Origin of the sequence: Rhodococcus sp. BH5 (genome assembly GCF_027583855.1) — a bacterium.
GTDB lineage: Bacteria > Actinomycetota > Actinomycetes > Mycobacteriales > Mycobacteriaceae > Rhodococcus_F > Rhodococcus_F qingshengii.
This window is the reverse complement of record NZ_JAJHVW010000001.1, coordinates 195,149-209,259: the sequence shown is the minus strand read 5'-3', so window position 1 is coordinate 209,259 and position 14,111 is coordinate 195,149. Positions and strand designations below refer to the sequence as shown.

The following is a 14,111-nucleotide window of genomic DNA, read 5'->3' as shown; positions in this document are numbered from 1 at the left end:
TTTCACGAGCCTACCGTCGATTCCGCCGTAGCGCCCTCGGTGTCGCGCGCTTGTGAGCGGGAAAGGGCGATCGTGGTCATGATCATGACGGCGACTGCGCACCCGATGAGAGCAATTCCGGGACCGTCGACGCGGAGGCGTTCGTCGAGCACTGTCATCCCCAGGAAGATGGCCGCGATCGGCTCGCCGATCGTCAGGGCGGGTAGCGACGCCGACAGCGGCCCGACCTGGAACGCGCGCTGTTGCAGGTAGACCCCGATTGCGCCCGAGGCGATCAGCGCCCACGTCTGCCATGCCGAAATCACCCCGACGACGCCGTGGCCGAGTAGGTCGGTGACGTACTTGGTGAATGCGACGGCGACGCCGTAGAAGATGCCTGCCGCAGAGCCGAGAAGCAGTGCGCGCCAGCCGCCGTCGAGTTTGGACAAGCCGCCGACAGTTGCGGCCACGGCCACTGCGACCGTAATCGTCAGGGGCACAGCCCAATCCGACCATGGAGCATTGCTGTCTCCCTCGGTGGGATCGCCGACGACGAGGAAGATCGCCAAGGAAATCGCGAGCATGATCGCCAGTGACCACGCGGAACGGGTGATGCGGATTCCCGAGAATTTGGCCGAGAGAGGCAGCGCGAACAGCAACGAGGTCACGATCAGCGGCTGCACCACCAACACCGAACCCAACGACAGTGCAACGGCCTGCATGACGTACCCGCCGCCGTCACCGATCAGCCCGGCCCACCACCGAGGACTGCGAATCAACGACGCCACCAACGCCTCGCCCTCGGGAACCGCGGACGCCGCCCGTTGCTGAGCGACCGAAGCGCACGCGAAGAGCAGTGCAGCGAGAAGTGCGCAGAGAACCGAGATCAGTGGAAGATCACCCATTCCCTCAGTGTGCGCGCTTGCCCGCCCGATTTCCGGCAGACGGCTTTCCTGCGCCGGGTGCGCCGCGACGCGGGGTCAAGCCCTTGGACGCCAGACGCTCCGAACGGGTCGGGACCGGAGTGCCGTCCGCACGGATCTTCTTCACACTCTTCGGATCGGTGACGCGCCGCGAGGAGGCGGCGCGCTTGTCGCCGTCCTTCTTCATCCGGCCTCCGGCAGCGGTCCGGCCTGCAGTGTCGTGTTCCTGACGGCCACGCTTGGCGGTGTGCTTGACGGCAACCGTCGTATCGGGAGCCTCGACCGGAATTCCCGTCGGCTCCATCGCACCGGTGATGCGCGTGAGTTCAAGATCGTCAGGACGAACCCGCACACCGTGAACCTTGACGCCTGCCTGCTTGGTCAACTTCTCGACCGAATCACGTTCCTCGTCGGTGACGATGGTGACGACGACGCCTGATTCCCCGGCGCGTGCCGTCCGGCCGGCCCGGTGCAGGTAGTCCTTCGCCTCGGCCGGGGGATCGACGTGAACGACGAGCGTCACGTCGTCGACATGGATTCCGCGCGCGGCGACATCGGTGGCGACCAGGACCGGTGTTGTCCCGTCGGAGAACGACGCGAGGGTCTTGGTCCGATTGTTCTGCGTCTTGCCGCCGTGCAGGGCCCCGGCCGAGACGCCGATCAAATGCAGTTGCTGCGCAAGACGATCCACACCGTGCTTGGTCTTGACGAACATGATGGTCCGCCCCGCGCGCGAAGCGATATGTGCGACAACGGATCTCTTGTCGTCGCGGTCGACGAAAAGCAGATGATGTTCCATGGTCGAGACGGTCGCAACCGGGGGAGCAGTCGAGTGCGACGCCGGATTGCGCAGGTAACCCGCGACCAGATCGTCGACCTTGCCGTCGAGTGTCGCCGAAAAGAGAAGACGCTGACCGTCTTTCGGAGTCGTGTCGAGAATCTTCGCAACCTCGTCGATGAAACCCATGTCTGCCATGTGGTCGGCTTCGTCGATGGTCGTGATCACGACGTCGTCGAGAATCACCGACTTCTGCTCGAGTAGGTCGAGCAGGCGCCCGGGGGTCGCAATCAGCAGATCGACGCCGCGGGCAAGGATGTCGGCCTGACGCTTGATCGGAACGCCCCCGACCGCATTTGCCACACGCAAACCGATCTCGGTAGCGGCGTCGTCGAGTGCCTTGTGGATCTGGATCGCCAGCTCACGGGTGGGAGCGAGCACCAAACCGCGCGGACGATTCCGCTTGCTCGCCCCACCCTTGAGGCGCACCAGCATCGGAAGCCCGAAGGCCAGAGTCTTTCCGGAACCCGTCGCACCGCGCCCGAGTACATCCCGACCGGCAAGAACATCGGGGATGGTTGCCGACTGAATGGGGAAGGGGGCATCGATGCCGCTTCGGCGCAACGCGTGCACCATCACGGCGGGGATTCCGAGGTCGACGAACGAACGCCCTTCGGTCGAGGTGGGCGAGTCGATCGTCGATTCCTGCATTTGTCCAGGCTACCGGGTATCGGTAGACGCAGATGACCGCATCTACCGATACCCGCTGTGAATCAGGCCTCGATTTCGCTGCGGTCACCGCTCCACAGTGTGTGGAACTTGCCCGGCTTGTCGATGCGCTCGTAGGTGTGCGCGCCGAAGAAGTCGCGCTGACCCTGAGTCAGGGCGGCCGGCAGACGCTCCGCGCGGAGACCGTCGTAGTACGACAGCGAGGACGCGAACGCAGGTACCGGAATGCCGAGCATCGTCGCGGTGGCGACCACGCGGCGCCAGCTGTCGATGCCTGCCTCGATGGCCTCGCGGAAGTACGGCGCCAGGATCAAGCTCGGCAGGCTCGGATCGGCGTCGAACGCGTCCTTGATGCGGTTGAGGAACTGCGCACGGATGATGCAGCCACCGCGCCAGATCGTCGCCAGGTCGGCAGGCTTGAGGTTCCAGTCGTACTCGGCGCTGCCGGCAGCGATCTGATCGAAGCCCTGCGCGTACGCCACGATCTTCGACGCGTACAGCGCGGCCTGGATGTCGGCGGCGAACTGCTCGGCGTCAGCAGGCTTGTCGCCGAGAGAGCCGGCAGCCAGACCCTGCGCCTGAGCTGCAGCGCGCTGATTGCGGCTACCGGACAGTGCGCGAGCAAACACGGCCTCGGCGATACCGGTGACCGGCACGCCCAGATCCAGAGCAGACTTGACCGTCCAGCGGCCCGTGCCCTTCTGCTCGGCAGCGTCGACGATGACGTCGACCAAAGGCTTGCCCGTCTCGGCGTCGACCTGGCGGAGCACCTCGGCGGTGATCTCGATCAGGTAGGACTCGAGGGTGCCCTTGTTCCACTCGGTGAAGACGTCGGCAACCTGACCGGCGTCGTAGCCCAGAGCGTCGCGGAAGAGGTTGTACGCCTCGCCGATGAGCTGCATGTCGGCGTACTCGATGCCGTTGTGCACCATCTTGACGAAGTGACCGCTGCCGTCGGGGCCGATGTGCGTGCAGCACGGGGTGCCGTCGACGTGAGCGGAGATGGACTCGAGAAGCGGGCCGAGAGCCTCGTAGGACTCCTTCGGGCCGCCCGGCATGATCGACGGACCGTTGAGTGCGCCTTCTTCGCCACCGGAGATACCGGCGCCGACGAAGTGCAGTCCGCGGGCGCGGATCGCCGCTTCACGACGGATCGTGTCGGTGTAGAGCGAGTTGCCACCGTCGATGATGATGTCGCCGGGCTCCATGGCGTTTGCGAGCTCTTCGATGACAGCATCGGTCGGGGCGCCGGCCTTGACCATGATCAGGACGCGTCGCGGCTTCTGAAGTGCGGCAACAAACTCCTCGACGGTCTCGGTGCGCACGAAATCGCCCTCGGAACCATGCTCGGCGATCAGGGCATCGGTCTTCGCGATGCTGCGGTTGTGCAGGGCAACGGTGTGACCGTGGCGGGCGAAATTGCGGGCAATATTCGAACCCATGACGGCCAGGCCGGTGACGCCGATCTGAGCTCGGGGTGATTCGGTGCTAGTGGTTGACATGCTTACAGCTTTCCCTCTCGGTCCGCGGCTGTGAAATCCTGCGCTGTGCGCAGCCGAAAACGGTGCGGCCGCGACGCGCGTGAACATCAGACCGTGCATACAAAACACGGATGCAGATCACTTTAATTGCAGTGACCTGCATCCGTCTCGATACAGCTTCCGGCACAGCCGGAAGGTTCTCAGTGTTCAGTTGTCGAGCCGCAGCTCAGCGCAGGTATTACCGCTGATCGCGCTTCGGGCCGTCGAATCCGTCATAGCTACGACGGTCGGTACGGCTGCGGAAGCCGCCACCGCTGGTCGAGGCTGCACGGTTGTCGCCGCCTTCGCGGTTTCCCTGGTATCCACCGGAGGAGCGGTTGCCCTGGTAGCCGGTCGAGGGGCGGCTGTCGCGATCGCCGTACGAGCGGTTGTTGTCACGGTTGCCCTGGTATCCACCACCGGAAGAGCGGTTGCCCTGGTATCCGCCGCGGCTCTCGCCGTCACGGTTGCCCTGGTAACCACCCGAAGAGCGGTTTCCTTGGTAGCCGGTCGAGGGGCGGCTGTCGCGGTCTCCGTAGGACGGACGGCTGTCACGGTTGCCCTGGTAACCACCGCTGGAGCGATCACCCTGGTATCCACCGGAAGAGCGGTTGCCCTGGTATCCGCCGCGGCTCTCGCCGTCGCGGCTTCCCTGGTAGCCACCCGAAGAGCGGTTTCCTTGGTAGCCGGTCGAGGGGCGGCTGTCGCGGTTGCCCTGGTAACCACCGCTGGAGCGATCACCCTGGTATCCGCCGCGGCTCTCGCCGTCGCGGTTGCCCTGGTAGCCACCCGAAGAGCGGTTGCCCTGGTATCCACCGGACGAGCGGTTGCCCTGGTAGCCGCCACGGCTTCCACCACGATCACCGAAGGAACGCTCGCCACGAGAAGAGCTCTCGCGCAACGGTTCTCCGGTCGGCTTCTTGGCGCCGGTGATGCGAGCAAGTTCAGCAGAACCCGGGGTGACGGCAACGGCTGCGGCATTGACGCCGGCCATACCGGTCAGACGCTTGAACTGACGCTTCTGGTTCGGCAGCACGATGGCGACAACGGTGCCCTTCTCGCCGGCGCGAGCGGTACGACCAGCGCGGTGCAGGTAGTCCTTGTGGTCGGCCGGGGGATCGACGTGAACGACGAGGTCGATGCCGTCGACGTGGATGCCGCGTGCTGCGACGTCCGTTGCGACGAGGACCGGGGTGCGGCCGTTCTTGAAACGCTCGAGGACGCGGGTGCGCTGGTTCTGTGCCTTGCCGCCGTGAAGCGACTCGGCAGCGATGCCGACTGCGCGGAGGCGGTCGGTGATTCCCTCGCAACCGAGCTTGGTGCGGGCGAACATGATGGTGCGTCCGTCGCGGGCACCGATCTCGGCGAGGACTGAATCCTTCTGTCCACGATCGACGAGGAGGACGTAGTGCTCCATCGTGTCGACGCTTGCGCGGCCGTCTTCGGTGGAGTGGGTGACGTGGTTGGCCAGGAACTGACGAACCAGCGACTGGACCTCACGGTCGAGGGTTGCCGAGAACAGCAGACGCTGTCCGTCTGCGGGGGTCTCACCGAGGATCGAGCGAACCTCGGGCAGGAAGCCCATGTCCGCCATCTGATCGGCTTCGTCGAGTGCGGTGATTTCCACCGAGTCGAGGATGCAGGTGCCCTGACGCAGGTGGTCGCCGAGACGACCCGGCGTTGCGACGAGGACGTCTACGCCGCGGCGAAGCTGATCGACCTGCTTGGCGAACGGCGTTCCACCGACAGCGGGGCGAACCGTGAGTCCGAGTGCTCCGGCGTAGGAGTTGAGGGAGTCGACCACCTGGAAAGCAAGCTCACGGGTGGGGACGAGCACGAGTGCGCGGGGACGCTTGGCGGCCGGGCGATCTTCGTGGCGTGAGAGGCGGGTCAGCATCGGCAGGCCGAAGGCGAGGGTCTTGCCCGATCCGGTCTGTGCGCGGCCGAGAACATTGGTACCGGCGAGCGCGTCCGGGATGGACTGCGCCTGGATGGGGGACGGGACGGTGATGGAGTTGCGCGCCAATGCGGCAACAAGCTGCTCGGGCAGGCCGATCTCGGCGAAGGTGATACCCGGCTCGGTGGCGACTGCTTCTTCGGCAGCGGGGGTGTTGACGGTGGGGTCTTCGATGTTCTCGGAAGACGACATTTGGACAGCGTTGGTCACGCGGAAACCTCTCCGGACTACGGGCACGTCGCGGAGCGGAAGAAGCCATGCTGAAATACACGACACAGTTCGCAAAGGGACGAGCCAGGGCACATGTCACCTGGCAATCCGAACGCATACTGCGGGGAATTGGGCTGTGTGCCGTTATATGTTGACGGACCACGATGGTGGCCGTGATCCACTCTACGCCACCGGGGACACCGAAGTCAGGTAGCCCCGCCTGTGACCTGCACTACTACACGGGGTTACGCAGGTCAAGACTCAGTATGCGTTGAAAAGCAGTCGAAGTTCGGTGAGCCAGGGCACAGCAACCGCAACCGTGGGAACAACGAGAATCGCGACCGCCCCGAGATACGCAAAAACTGCGATGCGGGGATCTGCGTCGTCGGCCGAGAGGCGCTGCACCCGGATGAGCGTCGACGGCCCGCCCGCTGCCATTGCCCCGCGGGGTGCCGTCGATCCGGCACACGCGACAAGCGCCCGCGCGAGGGGAGTGGGACCGGTAGCCCGCACGGCTGAATCGTCGGCGAGCAACTCCACCAGTAGCTGCACCGATCCCAGGGCCGACTTGCTACGAACGAAACGGGGGAACGCGTGGTTGACGGCAGTGAAAGCCTCGAGGACCAGATCGTGACGAGCTCGCAGGTGGGAACGCTCGTGCGTCAGGATGGCTTTGACCTCGGCATGATCGAGGTTCTGCAGAGTGCCTTGACTGAGAACCACGCGTTGACGCAGACCTGGCAGGCAGTATGCGATCGGTTCGTCGACGTCCAGTACCCGCAGATCGGGTGTGCGTTCCACCGACGCGGGCATGGCGCAGTCGTCGAGAAGGTCCACCAACACGCGGTGACGTGCACGGCGACGTCGGGTTCTCACAGCGACCTGGATGATCGAGAAGATCAGCTTCGCGCCGATCAGAAGCGTCAGGGCAAAAACAACCACGTACAGAATCCACAGCGGGAGCCCGAGTGCATCGATTTCGGCGGTCGGGGCCGTCGTCGGCCTACCGTCAGTGCCGGGAACGAGCAGCTGGCTGGCAATGGCCAGGCCCGAGCTGAATGCCGACAGCACCGCAGCAATTGCGACGGCTTGCCACAGAACCAACGCCGCGCGTGGAGCGCGGTAAGGCCACGTGGAGCGGCTCAGGAGTGCGGGAACCGGACCGGCCAGCAACAAGGCAAGCAGTCCGAAAACCAGTGCAGTAGTGGCGTTCATGTCCTACACATCATGCACGACGAAATCAGTTCGGCCTAGAAATTCCGGGCTGCGCAGCCTTTTTCGCGGACTCGCGCACCTCGAGGGCAGCGAGCGCTTCGCGAAGAGCATCGGCTTCGTCAGCATTGACCTGTCCCACGAAGTGGACGAGTGCCGCGGCGCGACCGCCGGACTCCGGAGCCTGGGCCAGAGCGTCGACCATCAGGCTCGCGACCAGTTCTTCGCGCTTGTTGACGGGAAGATAGCGATGTGCGCGATCGTCACGCTGCTGAATCACCAGATGCTTCTTCGCCAGGCGCTGCAGAACGGTCATTACCGTCGTGTACGCCAATTCGCGATGCGTCGCGAGTGCTTCATGCACCTGTCGCACAGTTTGCGGTTCCGATGTGGACCACAAATGATCCATCACCGCGCGTTCGAGTTCACCTAGACCTGCCATTCTTCGATTCTACGGACTTCCACGACGAAATACGTACTACTGGTAGTAGTAACCACCTCGGTGGGGGTGTGGTATTGGCCATAGTGATCTGCGTGACGGTTACGGTGGTGTGAGACGACGAAAGTCCCGACAATGACGATGCCCGATAATTGCAAGCCAAACAGTCGATCCGCAGAAAGTAGCCGCACGTAGATGACGATCGACAGTTCGCCGGGCACCGAAGAATCGACATCACGGGCGCGGGTAGTCACGCAGAAAGCTGCCGGCATCATCCGTTTCGGCATTCGCGACGCACCGTTGACGGTCGTTCTACTTCTCACCATGTGGATCGTGGGTGCCGCAACCGGCAGCCTCGTTCACGGACCGTCCCGCGATCTCGAGCACACGATCGGTGCCGGAATGGGCTCGATCCAGCACGGCCGCATCTGGACGCCGCTCACGTCCGTGCTGTGGGCAGGAAACCTGCTCGGGTACCTCGGCGCGACCGTGCTCTCGATCGCAGTCGCCGCACCCCTCGAACGCCGAATGGGAACGATCAAACTTGCGATCGCCGGCGCAAGCACTCAAATCTTGGGAGTCCTGCTCGGGCTCGGCTGGGCGTCGTTTGCGAAGGTGTTCGATTCCAGTTGGGGATTCCGCCTCCACGTGGGCTCCGCGGTCGGAGCCAGTGCATGGATCGTCGGCGCTGCGATGGCCGCCAGCTCGAACATGGGCACCCTGTGGCGCCGTCGCATTCGCGTCGGAACTTTGGCGTTGACGATCACTTTGGCCTTGTTCAGTGGTCAGCTGCAAGACGTCATCCGATTCTTTGCCGCTGTGGTGGGTTTGGTGATCGGTCAGTGGATCGTCGGACGATCGGCGCGCGGTGAGCGCATCGCCGGGACACAGCGAGAGGGTCGCGTCCTGGTCGCCATCGTCGTCGCGGCGAGTGCGATCGGCCCGATGATCGCCGCATTGTCCCCGCAGGCGGTCGGCCCACTCGCGGTCCTCCGTGACCTCTTCCGCGGAGTTCCCTGGACTGTCGCCGAGGTTCGAGAACTGTGCGAGGAGTCCTCGTCGGATCCGGACTGCCGACGAGGACTCCTCGAGCTCAGACTCTCCGGTATCGGCCCGACTCTGCTCTCGCTAATGCCGTCGATCTTCGTTCTCGTGTTGAGTGACGGGCTCCGTCGTGGCCGCAGATTCGCCTGGATTGCGACAGTGTGTGCTCAGGTAGTCCTACTCGTCCTCTCGATCGGGAACTTCGTCATCAGGTTCGTCGACGCCGTCGACAGTGACAGCTTGTTCTACGGAATCAGCGATCCGAACGTGTACCGAACTCTGGTGCCGTTCCTGACACCGCTCTTCGTACTGATCCTGCTGATCGCGACACGTCGATACTTCGACGTCGCGGCCCCGGCCAAGACATACCGACGTCTCGGTGCTGCGATCGTGACCTTGCTCGCGGTCCTCGCCGTGATCTACGTCGGCGGCGGAATGCTCGCCAGGCACGGGTTCGATCGCGAGCCCACTGTAACGATGTTGCTCGCGGACTTCCCTCAGCGCCTTGTACCGCCCGTGTACCTGCAGTTGATCGATCCGCGTCTGCTTCCCGTGGACATCGAGTCGACGTTGCTCTTCGAGTGGACCGGCGTCGTGTTCTGGGGCGTCGCCGCCGTGTTGGTGTTCGTGAGTTTCCTCAAGCCGGTCAAGACCGCCGATCCCAAAGCCGCCGAACGAGCGCGATCCATGTTGATCGCCGGTACCGGCAGCCCGTTGTCCTGGATGACGACGTGGAAGGGAAACACATACTGGTTCAGCGCGGACGGTTCGAGTTACGTCGCGTATCGCGTCATCGCCGGTGTTGCTCTCACAACCGGTGATCCGGTCGGTCCTCCAGATCGCATGCGCACGGCGATCGAGGAGTTTGCCGAGTTCGCTTCGTCGAACGGTTGGATTCCCTGCTTCTATTCAGTGACCGACGACGCCCGAAGCATCACTGATTCCATGGGCTGGAGCGGCCTGCAGGTCGCCGAGGAAACCGTGCTCGACCTCGGACAGGTCGCGTTCACAGGAAAGCGGTTCCAGGATGTGCGAACAGCACTGAACCGGGCGAAGAAGTCCGGGATCACGGCCGAGTGGATTTCCTTCCCTCATGCACCTCTCGCGATCAAGGATCAGATAGTTGCGATCTCGGAGGAATGGGTGGCGGACAAGGGGATGCCCGAGATGGGATTCACCCTCGGCGGACTCGACGAGATCGACGACGAACAAGTGCGGTGCCTGATCGCCGTCGACGAGGATCGCACCGTGCACGGTGTCACGTCGTGGCTACCGGTGTACCGCGACGGCAAAGTCGTCGGGTGGACACTCGACTTCATGAGGCGACGCTCCGAAGGATTCCGTCCCGCGATGGAGTTCCTCATCGCCTCCGCTGCACTGAAATTGGAGGAGGAGGACGTCGAGTTCCTCAGTCTGTCCGGTGCACCGTTGGCAACAATCGCCGGTGACTCCGAGAGGAATGCGAACGAACCGGAGGCCACGACTTTCTCGGCGATGATGGACAGCGTGCTCGACCTGCTCGGTCGCACCCTGGAACCGGTGTACGGATTTCGTTCGCTGTTGGCCTTCAAATCGAAGTTCCAGCCTCGGTACGTGCCGATGCACATGACCTTCGCCGATCCAGCCGCGTTGCCGAGCATCGGGAACGCGGTCGGACGGGCGTACCTGCCGACCGTGACGATCGGTCAGGGATTCAAACTTGTTCGGACGATTCTGGGTCGCTGATTCGCGATCGTCACGCAGGCTTTGCCGGCCCGCCGACGGCGCCGAACACGTGCCGGGTTCCGATCGGAACGATCAGCGGCCGATCCGAGACGGGATCGTCGATGACCGCAGCTTCGAGACCGAATACGTCGAGCAGAAGTTCCGCGGAAATGATGTCCTTGGGGACACCAGAAGCGACGACGGCGCCGTCGCGCATCACGATCAGATGATCGCTGTATCTGACCGCGAGATTGAGGTCGTGCAGAACCATCACCACGGTGCGCCCCATTTCCTCGTGGAGTTGATCCACCAGGTCGAGGACTTCCATCGAGTGCGCGAGGTCCAGATAGGTAGTCGGTTCGTCGAGAAGCAGAATGTCGGTTCCCTGGGCGAGAGCCATCGAGATCCAGGCCCGCTGGCGCTGACCGCCGGACAATTGATCGACGGGTCGATCGGCGAGATCCGAGACACCGGTCAGCTCCAGCGCTTCGGCGACCTCGCCCTCGTCGTCCGCGGACCACTGCCTGATCCACGACTGGTGCGGGTGGCGCCCACGTGAGACCAGATCGGCGACCGTGAGTCCTTCGGGCGCAACCGGAGTCTGGGGGAGCATTCCGAGCACCCGTGCGACTTCCTTGGTCTTCATCGAACTGATCGCCTTGCCGTCCAGGACAACCGATCCGCCCTTGGGCTTGAGCAGACGACCGAGCGCACGCAGGAGCGTCGACTTGCCGCAACCGTTGGGGCCGATGACCGTCGTGATCACGCCGGTAGGGATCTCGAGATCGAGTCCGTCGACGATGATGCGGTCCCCGTACCCGAGCGTCAGGTTCTTGGCGACGAGACGCGAAGGAGTATCGGTGGACTGGGCGATGGTGGTCATGCTGTGACCTTCCGATTGTTACGAACCAACAGGTAGAGCAGGAACGGACCACCAAGTGCGGAAGTCACGATTCCGACGGGGAGTTCCACAGGCAGAATTGTTCGAGCGATGACGTCGCTGCCGACCACCAGTACAGCACCGGTCAGCGCGGACGCCACGATGGGCGGGCCGGCAGAGCGCACCAGACGCATAGCGACCTGTGGCGCAGCCAGGGCGACAAAGCCGACCGGACCTGCTGCGGCGGTTGCGATGGCGGCCAGCGCCACGGCGGAGAGCAACAGTTTGGCCTGCGATGATTGCAAGCGAACACCGAGAGAGGTGGCGTTGTCGTCGCCCAACCGCAGCGCTCCCATGGTGAACGAAGCGATCACCGCGTAGCCGCCGACTACCGCGACAGCGATGGCTACCGGCCACATCTGATTCCAGGTGGCACCGTTGAGCGAACCGTTGAGCCACACCTGTGCGCGGGAAGCATCGTTGATGTCCGCCGAGATGAGAAGCCATCCCGTCGCTGCCACCAGCATGGCGTTGATGCCGATACCGATCAGGATGAGGCGGAACCCCTCGACGCCCTTGCGCCACGCCAGGGCGTAGATCACCACTGCTGTCAGTAGGCCGCCGCAGAGTGCAGCCAACGGAATCCCCAGTGTGGCAAGCAGTCCCACGAACGACCCGCCACCACCGAGCACGATGAGAGCAACCGCGGCAGCACTCGATCCGGCCGTGATTCCGAGGATGTCGGGGCTGGCGAGGGCGTTGCGAGCGATCGTCTGGGTGACCGCACCGGCAATGCCGAGTGCCATACCGATGAAGAGTGCGGTGAGCGATCGAGGAAGTCGGAGGTCGAAGACGATCAGGTTCTGTGTCTTGCTTCCATTACCGAGCAGGACGGAAATGACATCGGGGATCGAGATCGGATAGTCGCCGCGTCCGATGTTGATGCAGAGCAGAAGGAAGAGTGCGACCGCGAGGGCAATGCACACCGACACCGCGAGTGGACGGTAGACCAGCGAGAATCCACCGATACGAATCGACTTACGTGAGGGGACGGTCCGGGGGAGTACCCGGAGTTCTTGCTTGAGCGTCACAGACTTGCCAACTTCCTGCGGCGTACGAGAGCGATGAAGAACGGGGCGCCGAAGAGGGCCAGGATGATTCCGACCTGCAACTCGCCGGGGCGCACGACTACGCGACCGATGATGTCCGCGGTGATCAGCATGACCGCACCGAGCAAGCCCGCGTACGGGACCAGCCAGCGGTAGTCGGGTCCGGTGATGGCCCGGGCCACGTGGGGGACCACCAATCCGATGAACGCGATAGGTCCACACGCTGCGGTCGCGGCGCCGGTCAGCAGGGTGATCGCGATGATGCCGAGTGTGCGACTGAACGCGATGTTCGTTCCCAAGGCTTTTGCGACGTCTTCACCCAAGCTGAGGACATTGAGACCAGGCGTACTTGCCAGGGCGATGACCAATCCGAGTATCAGGAAGGGGAGGACCTGCCAGAGAACGTCGAACCCGCGACCGGACACCGACCCGACTACCCAGAAACGGTAGGCGTCCAGGCTCGTCTGGTCGAGGATTATCACGGCGTTGGTCATGGCTTGCAGGAAGAACGCGACGGCCGCGCCCGCCAGAGCCAGACTCAGAGGACTTGCGCCGCCGTTTCCGATGGAGGACAAGCCGAAGACGACGATGCTGGCGACGAACGATCCTGCAAACGCGAACCAGAGGTACTGACTCGGTGCGGTGAAGCCGAAGAGATAGATCGCCATGACTACGAAGAAAGCCGCGCCGGCGTTGAGGCCGAGTAGTCCGGCATCTGCCAACGGGTTACGCGTGTGTCCCTGAATCAGGGCGCCGGCGATACCGAGTGCGATGCCGACGACAAGACCCAGGATGGTCCGCGGAGCGCGCAACGTTCGCACGATGATGTCCGTCTGGGTGCCGTCCGAACTGAAGATGGCGTGGAAGATCTCGGCAAACGTCAGCGGACGTGCGCCCACCGCGATGCTCGCGAGCATGACGAGCGCGAGAAGAACCGTGAGCACCGCGAGACCGATCAGCCGGCGTCGACGAGTTGCCCCGACGCTGTTGTCGCGCGCGAGTTCCTCGAACCCTTCTTCGCGCGCCGTGCTTTCACGGACCACCTCGATACCGGTTCGATCGAACGGCCTGCGCAGAGCCCGGCGAACACCGATGGGCTGCTTTGTCTTCGCGTCACGCGTGACCAGACCTACCCATCCCTTTCCCGAGGTCCGGCCTGTGGCACCTTCGCGGAATCCCAGGTTCCACACGAGGAGACCAACGGCAATGGCTATTGCCGTCCCACCGAATACTGCGCGGTCGGCTTCGCCGCCACCGTTCTCGTCTCGGAGCGACTGAACGACGTACCAGCCGACGAGCAACGGAAGCAGGAACACCCCCGCGTCGAAAATCCCAGCTAGAACACGCATTCGGACAGGAGCCGGGCCGCGCGGCACTATGCGCCGTCCGTACGTCTCGCTGGGTCCTCGGGGATGTCCGTTCCCGAGCGGTTTGATCATCGTCACTGGCGGTTCGAGCTCCTGGTCTTTGTGCGCAGGGAATTCGCATCTTAGGTTACGGAACCCTATGTGGGCGTGCTCCCTGCGGGGCAAGTTCCTGTGAATATGCGGTGCCCAGCGTCACAGTTCTTTACTCTTGAATTATGGTGAGGCTAACCTACATTAAGAACCACAAGACAACTTCGGCC

At 63.6% G+C, this 14,111-nt stretch carries 10 protein-coding genes; 1 reads left to right on the top strand and 9 read right to left on the bottom strand.

Annotated features, from left to right (window positions below):
• Nucleotides 1-2: 2 nt before the first annotated feature.
• The 6 genes from RhoBH5_RS00855 to RhoBH5_RS00830 all read right to left on the bottom strand — a co-directional run bounded on the left by RhoBH5_RS00855 (nt 3) and on the right by RhoBH5_RS00830 (nt 7,750).
• Nucleotides 3-884 (bottom strand): DMT family transporter, encoded by an 882-nt coding sequence (locus RhoBH5_RS00855; protein ID WP_003944968.1) that lies wholly within the window; start codon nt 882-884, stop codon nt 3-5.
• A gap of 4 nt (nt 885-888) precedes the next feature.
• Nucleotides 889-2,391, bottom strand: a complete 1,503-nt coding sequence (locus RhoBH5_RS00850) for a DEAD/DEAH box helicase (RefSeq protein ID WP_064114337.1) — start codon at nt 2,389-2,391, stop codon at nt 889-891.
• A gap of 62 nt (nt 2,392-2,453) precedes the next feature.
• Nucleotides 2,454-3,911 carry an NADP-dependent phosphogluconate dehydrogenase gene (gene gndA, locus RhoBH5_RS00845; RefSeq protein ID WP_007730904.1) on the bottom strand — a complete coding sequence of 486 codons (1,458 nt, stop codon included), beginning with the start codon at nt 3,909-3,911 and terminating at the stop codon, nt 2,454-2,456.
• A gap of 217 nt (nt 3,912-4,128) precedes the next feature.
• On the bottom strand, nt 4,129-6,096 hold the full coding sequence (locus RhoBH5_RS00840) for a DEAD/DEAH box helicase (RefSeq protein ID WP_064688200.1): 1,968 nt from the start codon (nt 6,094-6,096) through the stop codon (nt 4,129-4,131).
• A gap of 261 nt (nt 6,097-6,357) precedes the next feature.
• Complete coding sequence (locus tag RhoBH5_RS00835) at nt 6,358-7,311, bottom strand: M56 family metallopeptidase (protein ID WP_007730909.1); 954 nt, start codon at nt 7,309-7,311, stop codon at nt 6,358-6,360.
• A 25-nt stretch (nt 7,312-7,336) separates the two neighbouring features.
• Nucleotides 7,337-7,750: a BlaI/MecI/CopY family transcriptional regulator gene (locus tag RhoBH5_RS00830; protein ID WP_003944876.1), complete on the bottom strand. Its 414-nt coding sequence runs from the start codon at nt 7,748-7,750 to the stop codon at nt 7,337-7,339.
• 192 nt (nt 7,751-7,942) lie between these two features.
• Between RhoBH5_RS00830 and RhoBH5_RS00825 the strand changes: the two genes are divergently transcribed.
• Entirely contained in the window at nt 7,943-10,516 is a 2,574-nt protein-coding gene (locus RhoBH5_RS00825) for a bifunctional lysylphosphatidylglycerol flippase/synthetase MprF (RefSeq protein WP_270007852.1), read from the top strand.
• Between the two features lie 10 nt (nt 10,517-10,526).
• On the opposite strand, the gene RhoBH5_RS00820 is transcribed toward RhoBH5_RS00825, so the two are convergent.
• The 3 genes from RhoBH5_RS00820 to RhoBH5_RS00810 are packed head-to-tail and all read right to left on the bottom strand — an operon-like array spanning nt 10,527 to nt 13,923.
• Nucleotides 10,527-11,378, bottom strand: coding sequence for an ABC transporter ATP-binding protein (locus tag RhoBH5_RS00820; protein ID WP_030536377.1), 852 nt, complete (start codon nt 11,376-11,378; stop codon nt 10,527-10,529).
• Nucleotides 11,375-12,466: a FecCD family ABC transporter permease gene (locus tag RhoBH5_RS00815; RefSeq protein WP_003944960.1), complete on the bottom strand. Its 1,092-nt coding sequence runs from the start codon at nt 12,464-12,466 to the stop codon at nt 11,375-11,377. The genes RhoBH5_RS00820 and RhoBH5_RS00815 overlap by 4 nt, the downstream gene beginning before the upstream one ends.
• Nucleotides 12,463-13,923: a FecCD family ABC transporter permease gene (locus RhoBH5_RS00810; RefSeq protein ID WP_073512408.1), complete on the bottom strand. Its 1,461-nt coding sequence runs from the start codon at nt 13,921-13,923 to the stop codon at nt 12,463-12,465. Before RhoBH5_RS00810 ends, RhoBH5_RS00815 begins: the two co-directional genes overlap by 4 nt.
• Nucleotides 13,924-14,111 lie beyond the last annotated feature (188 nt).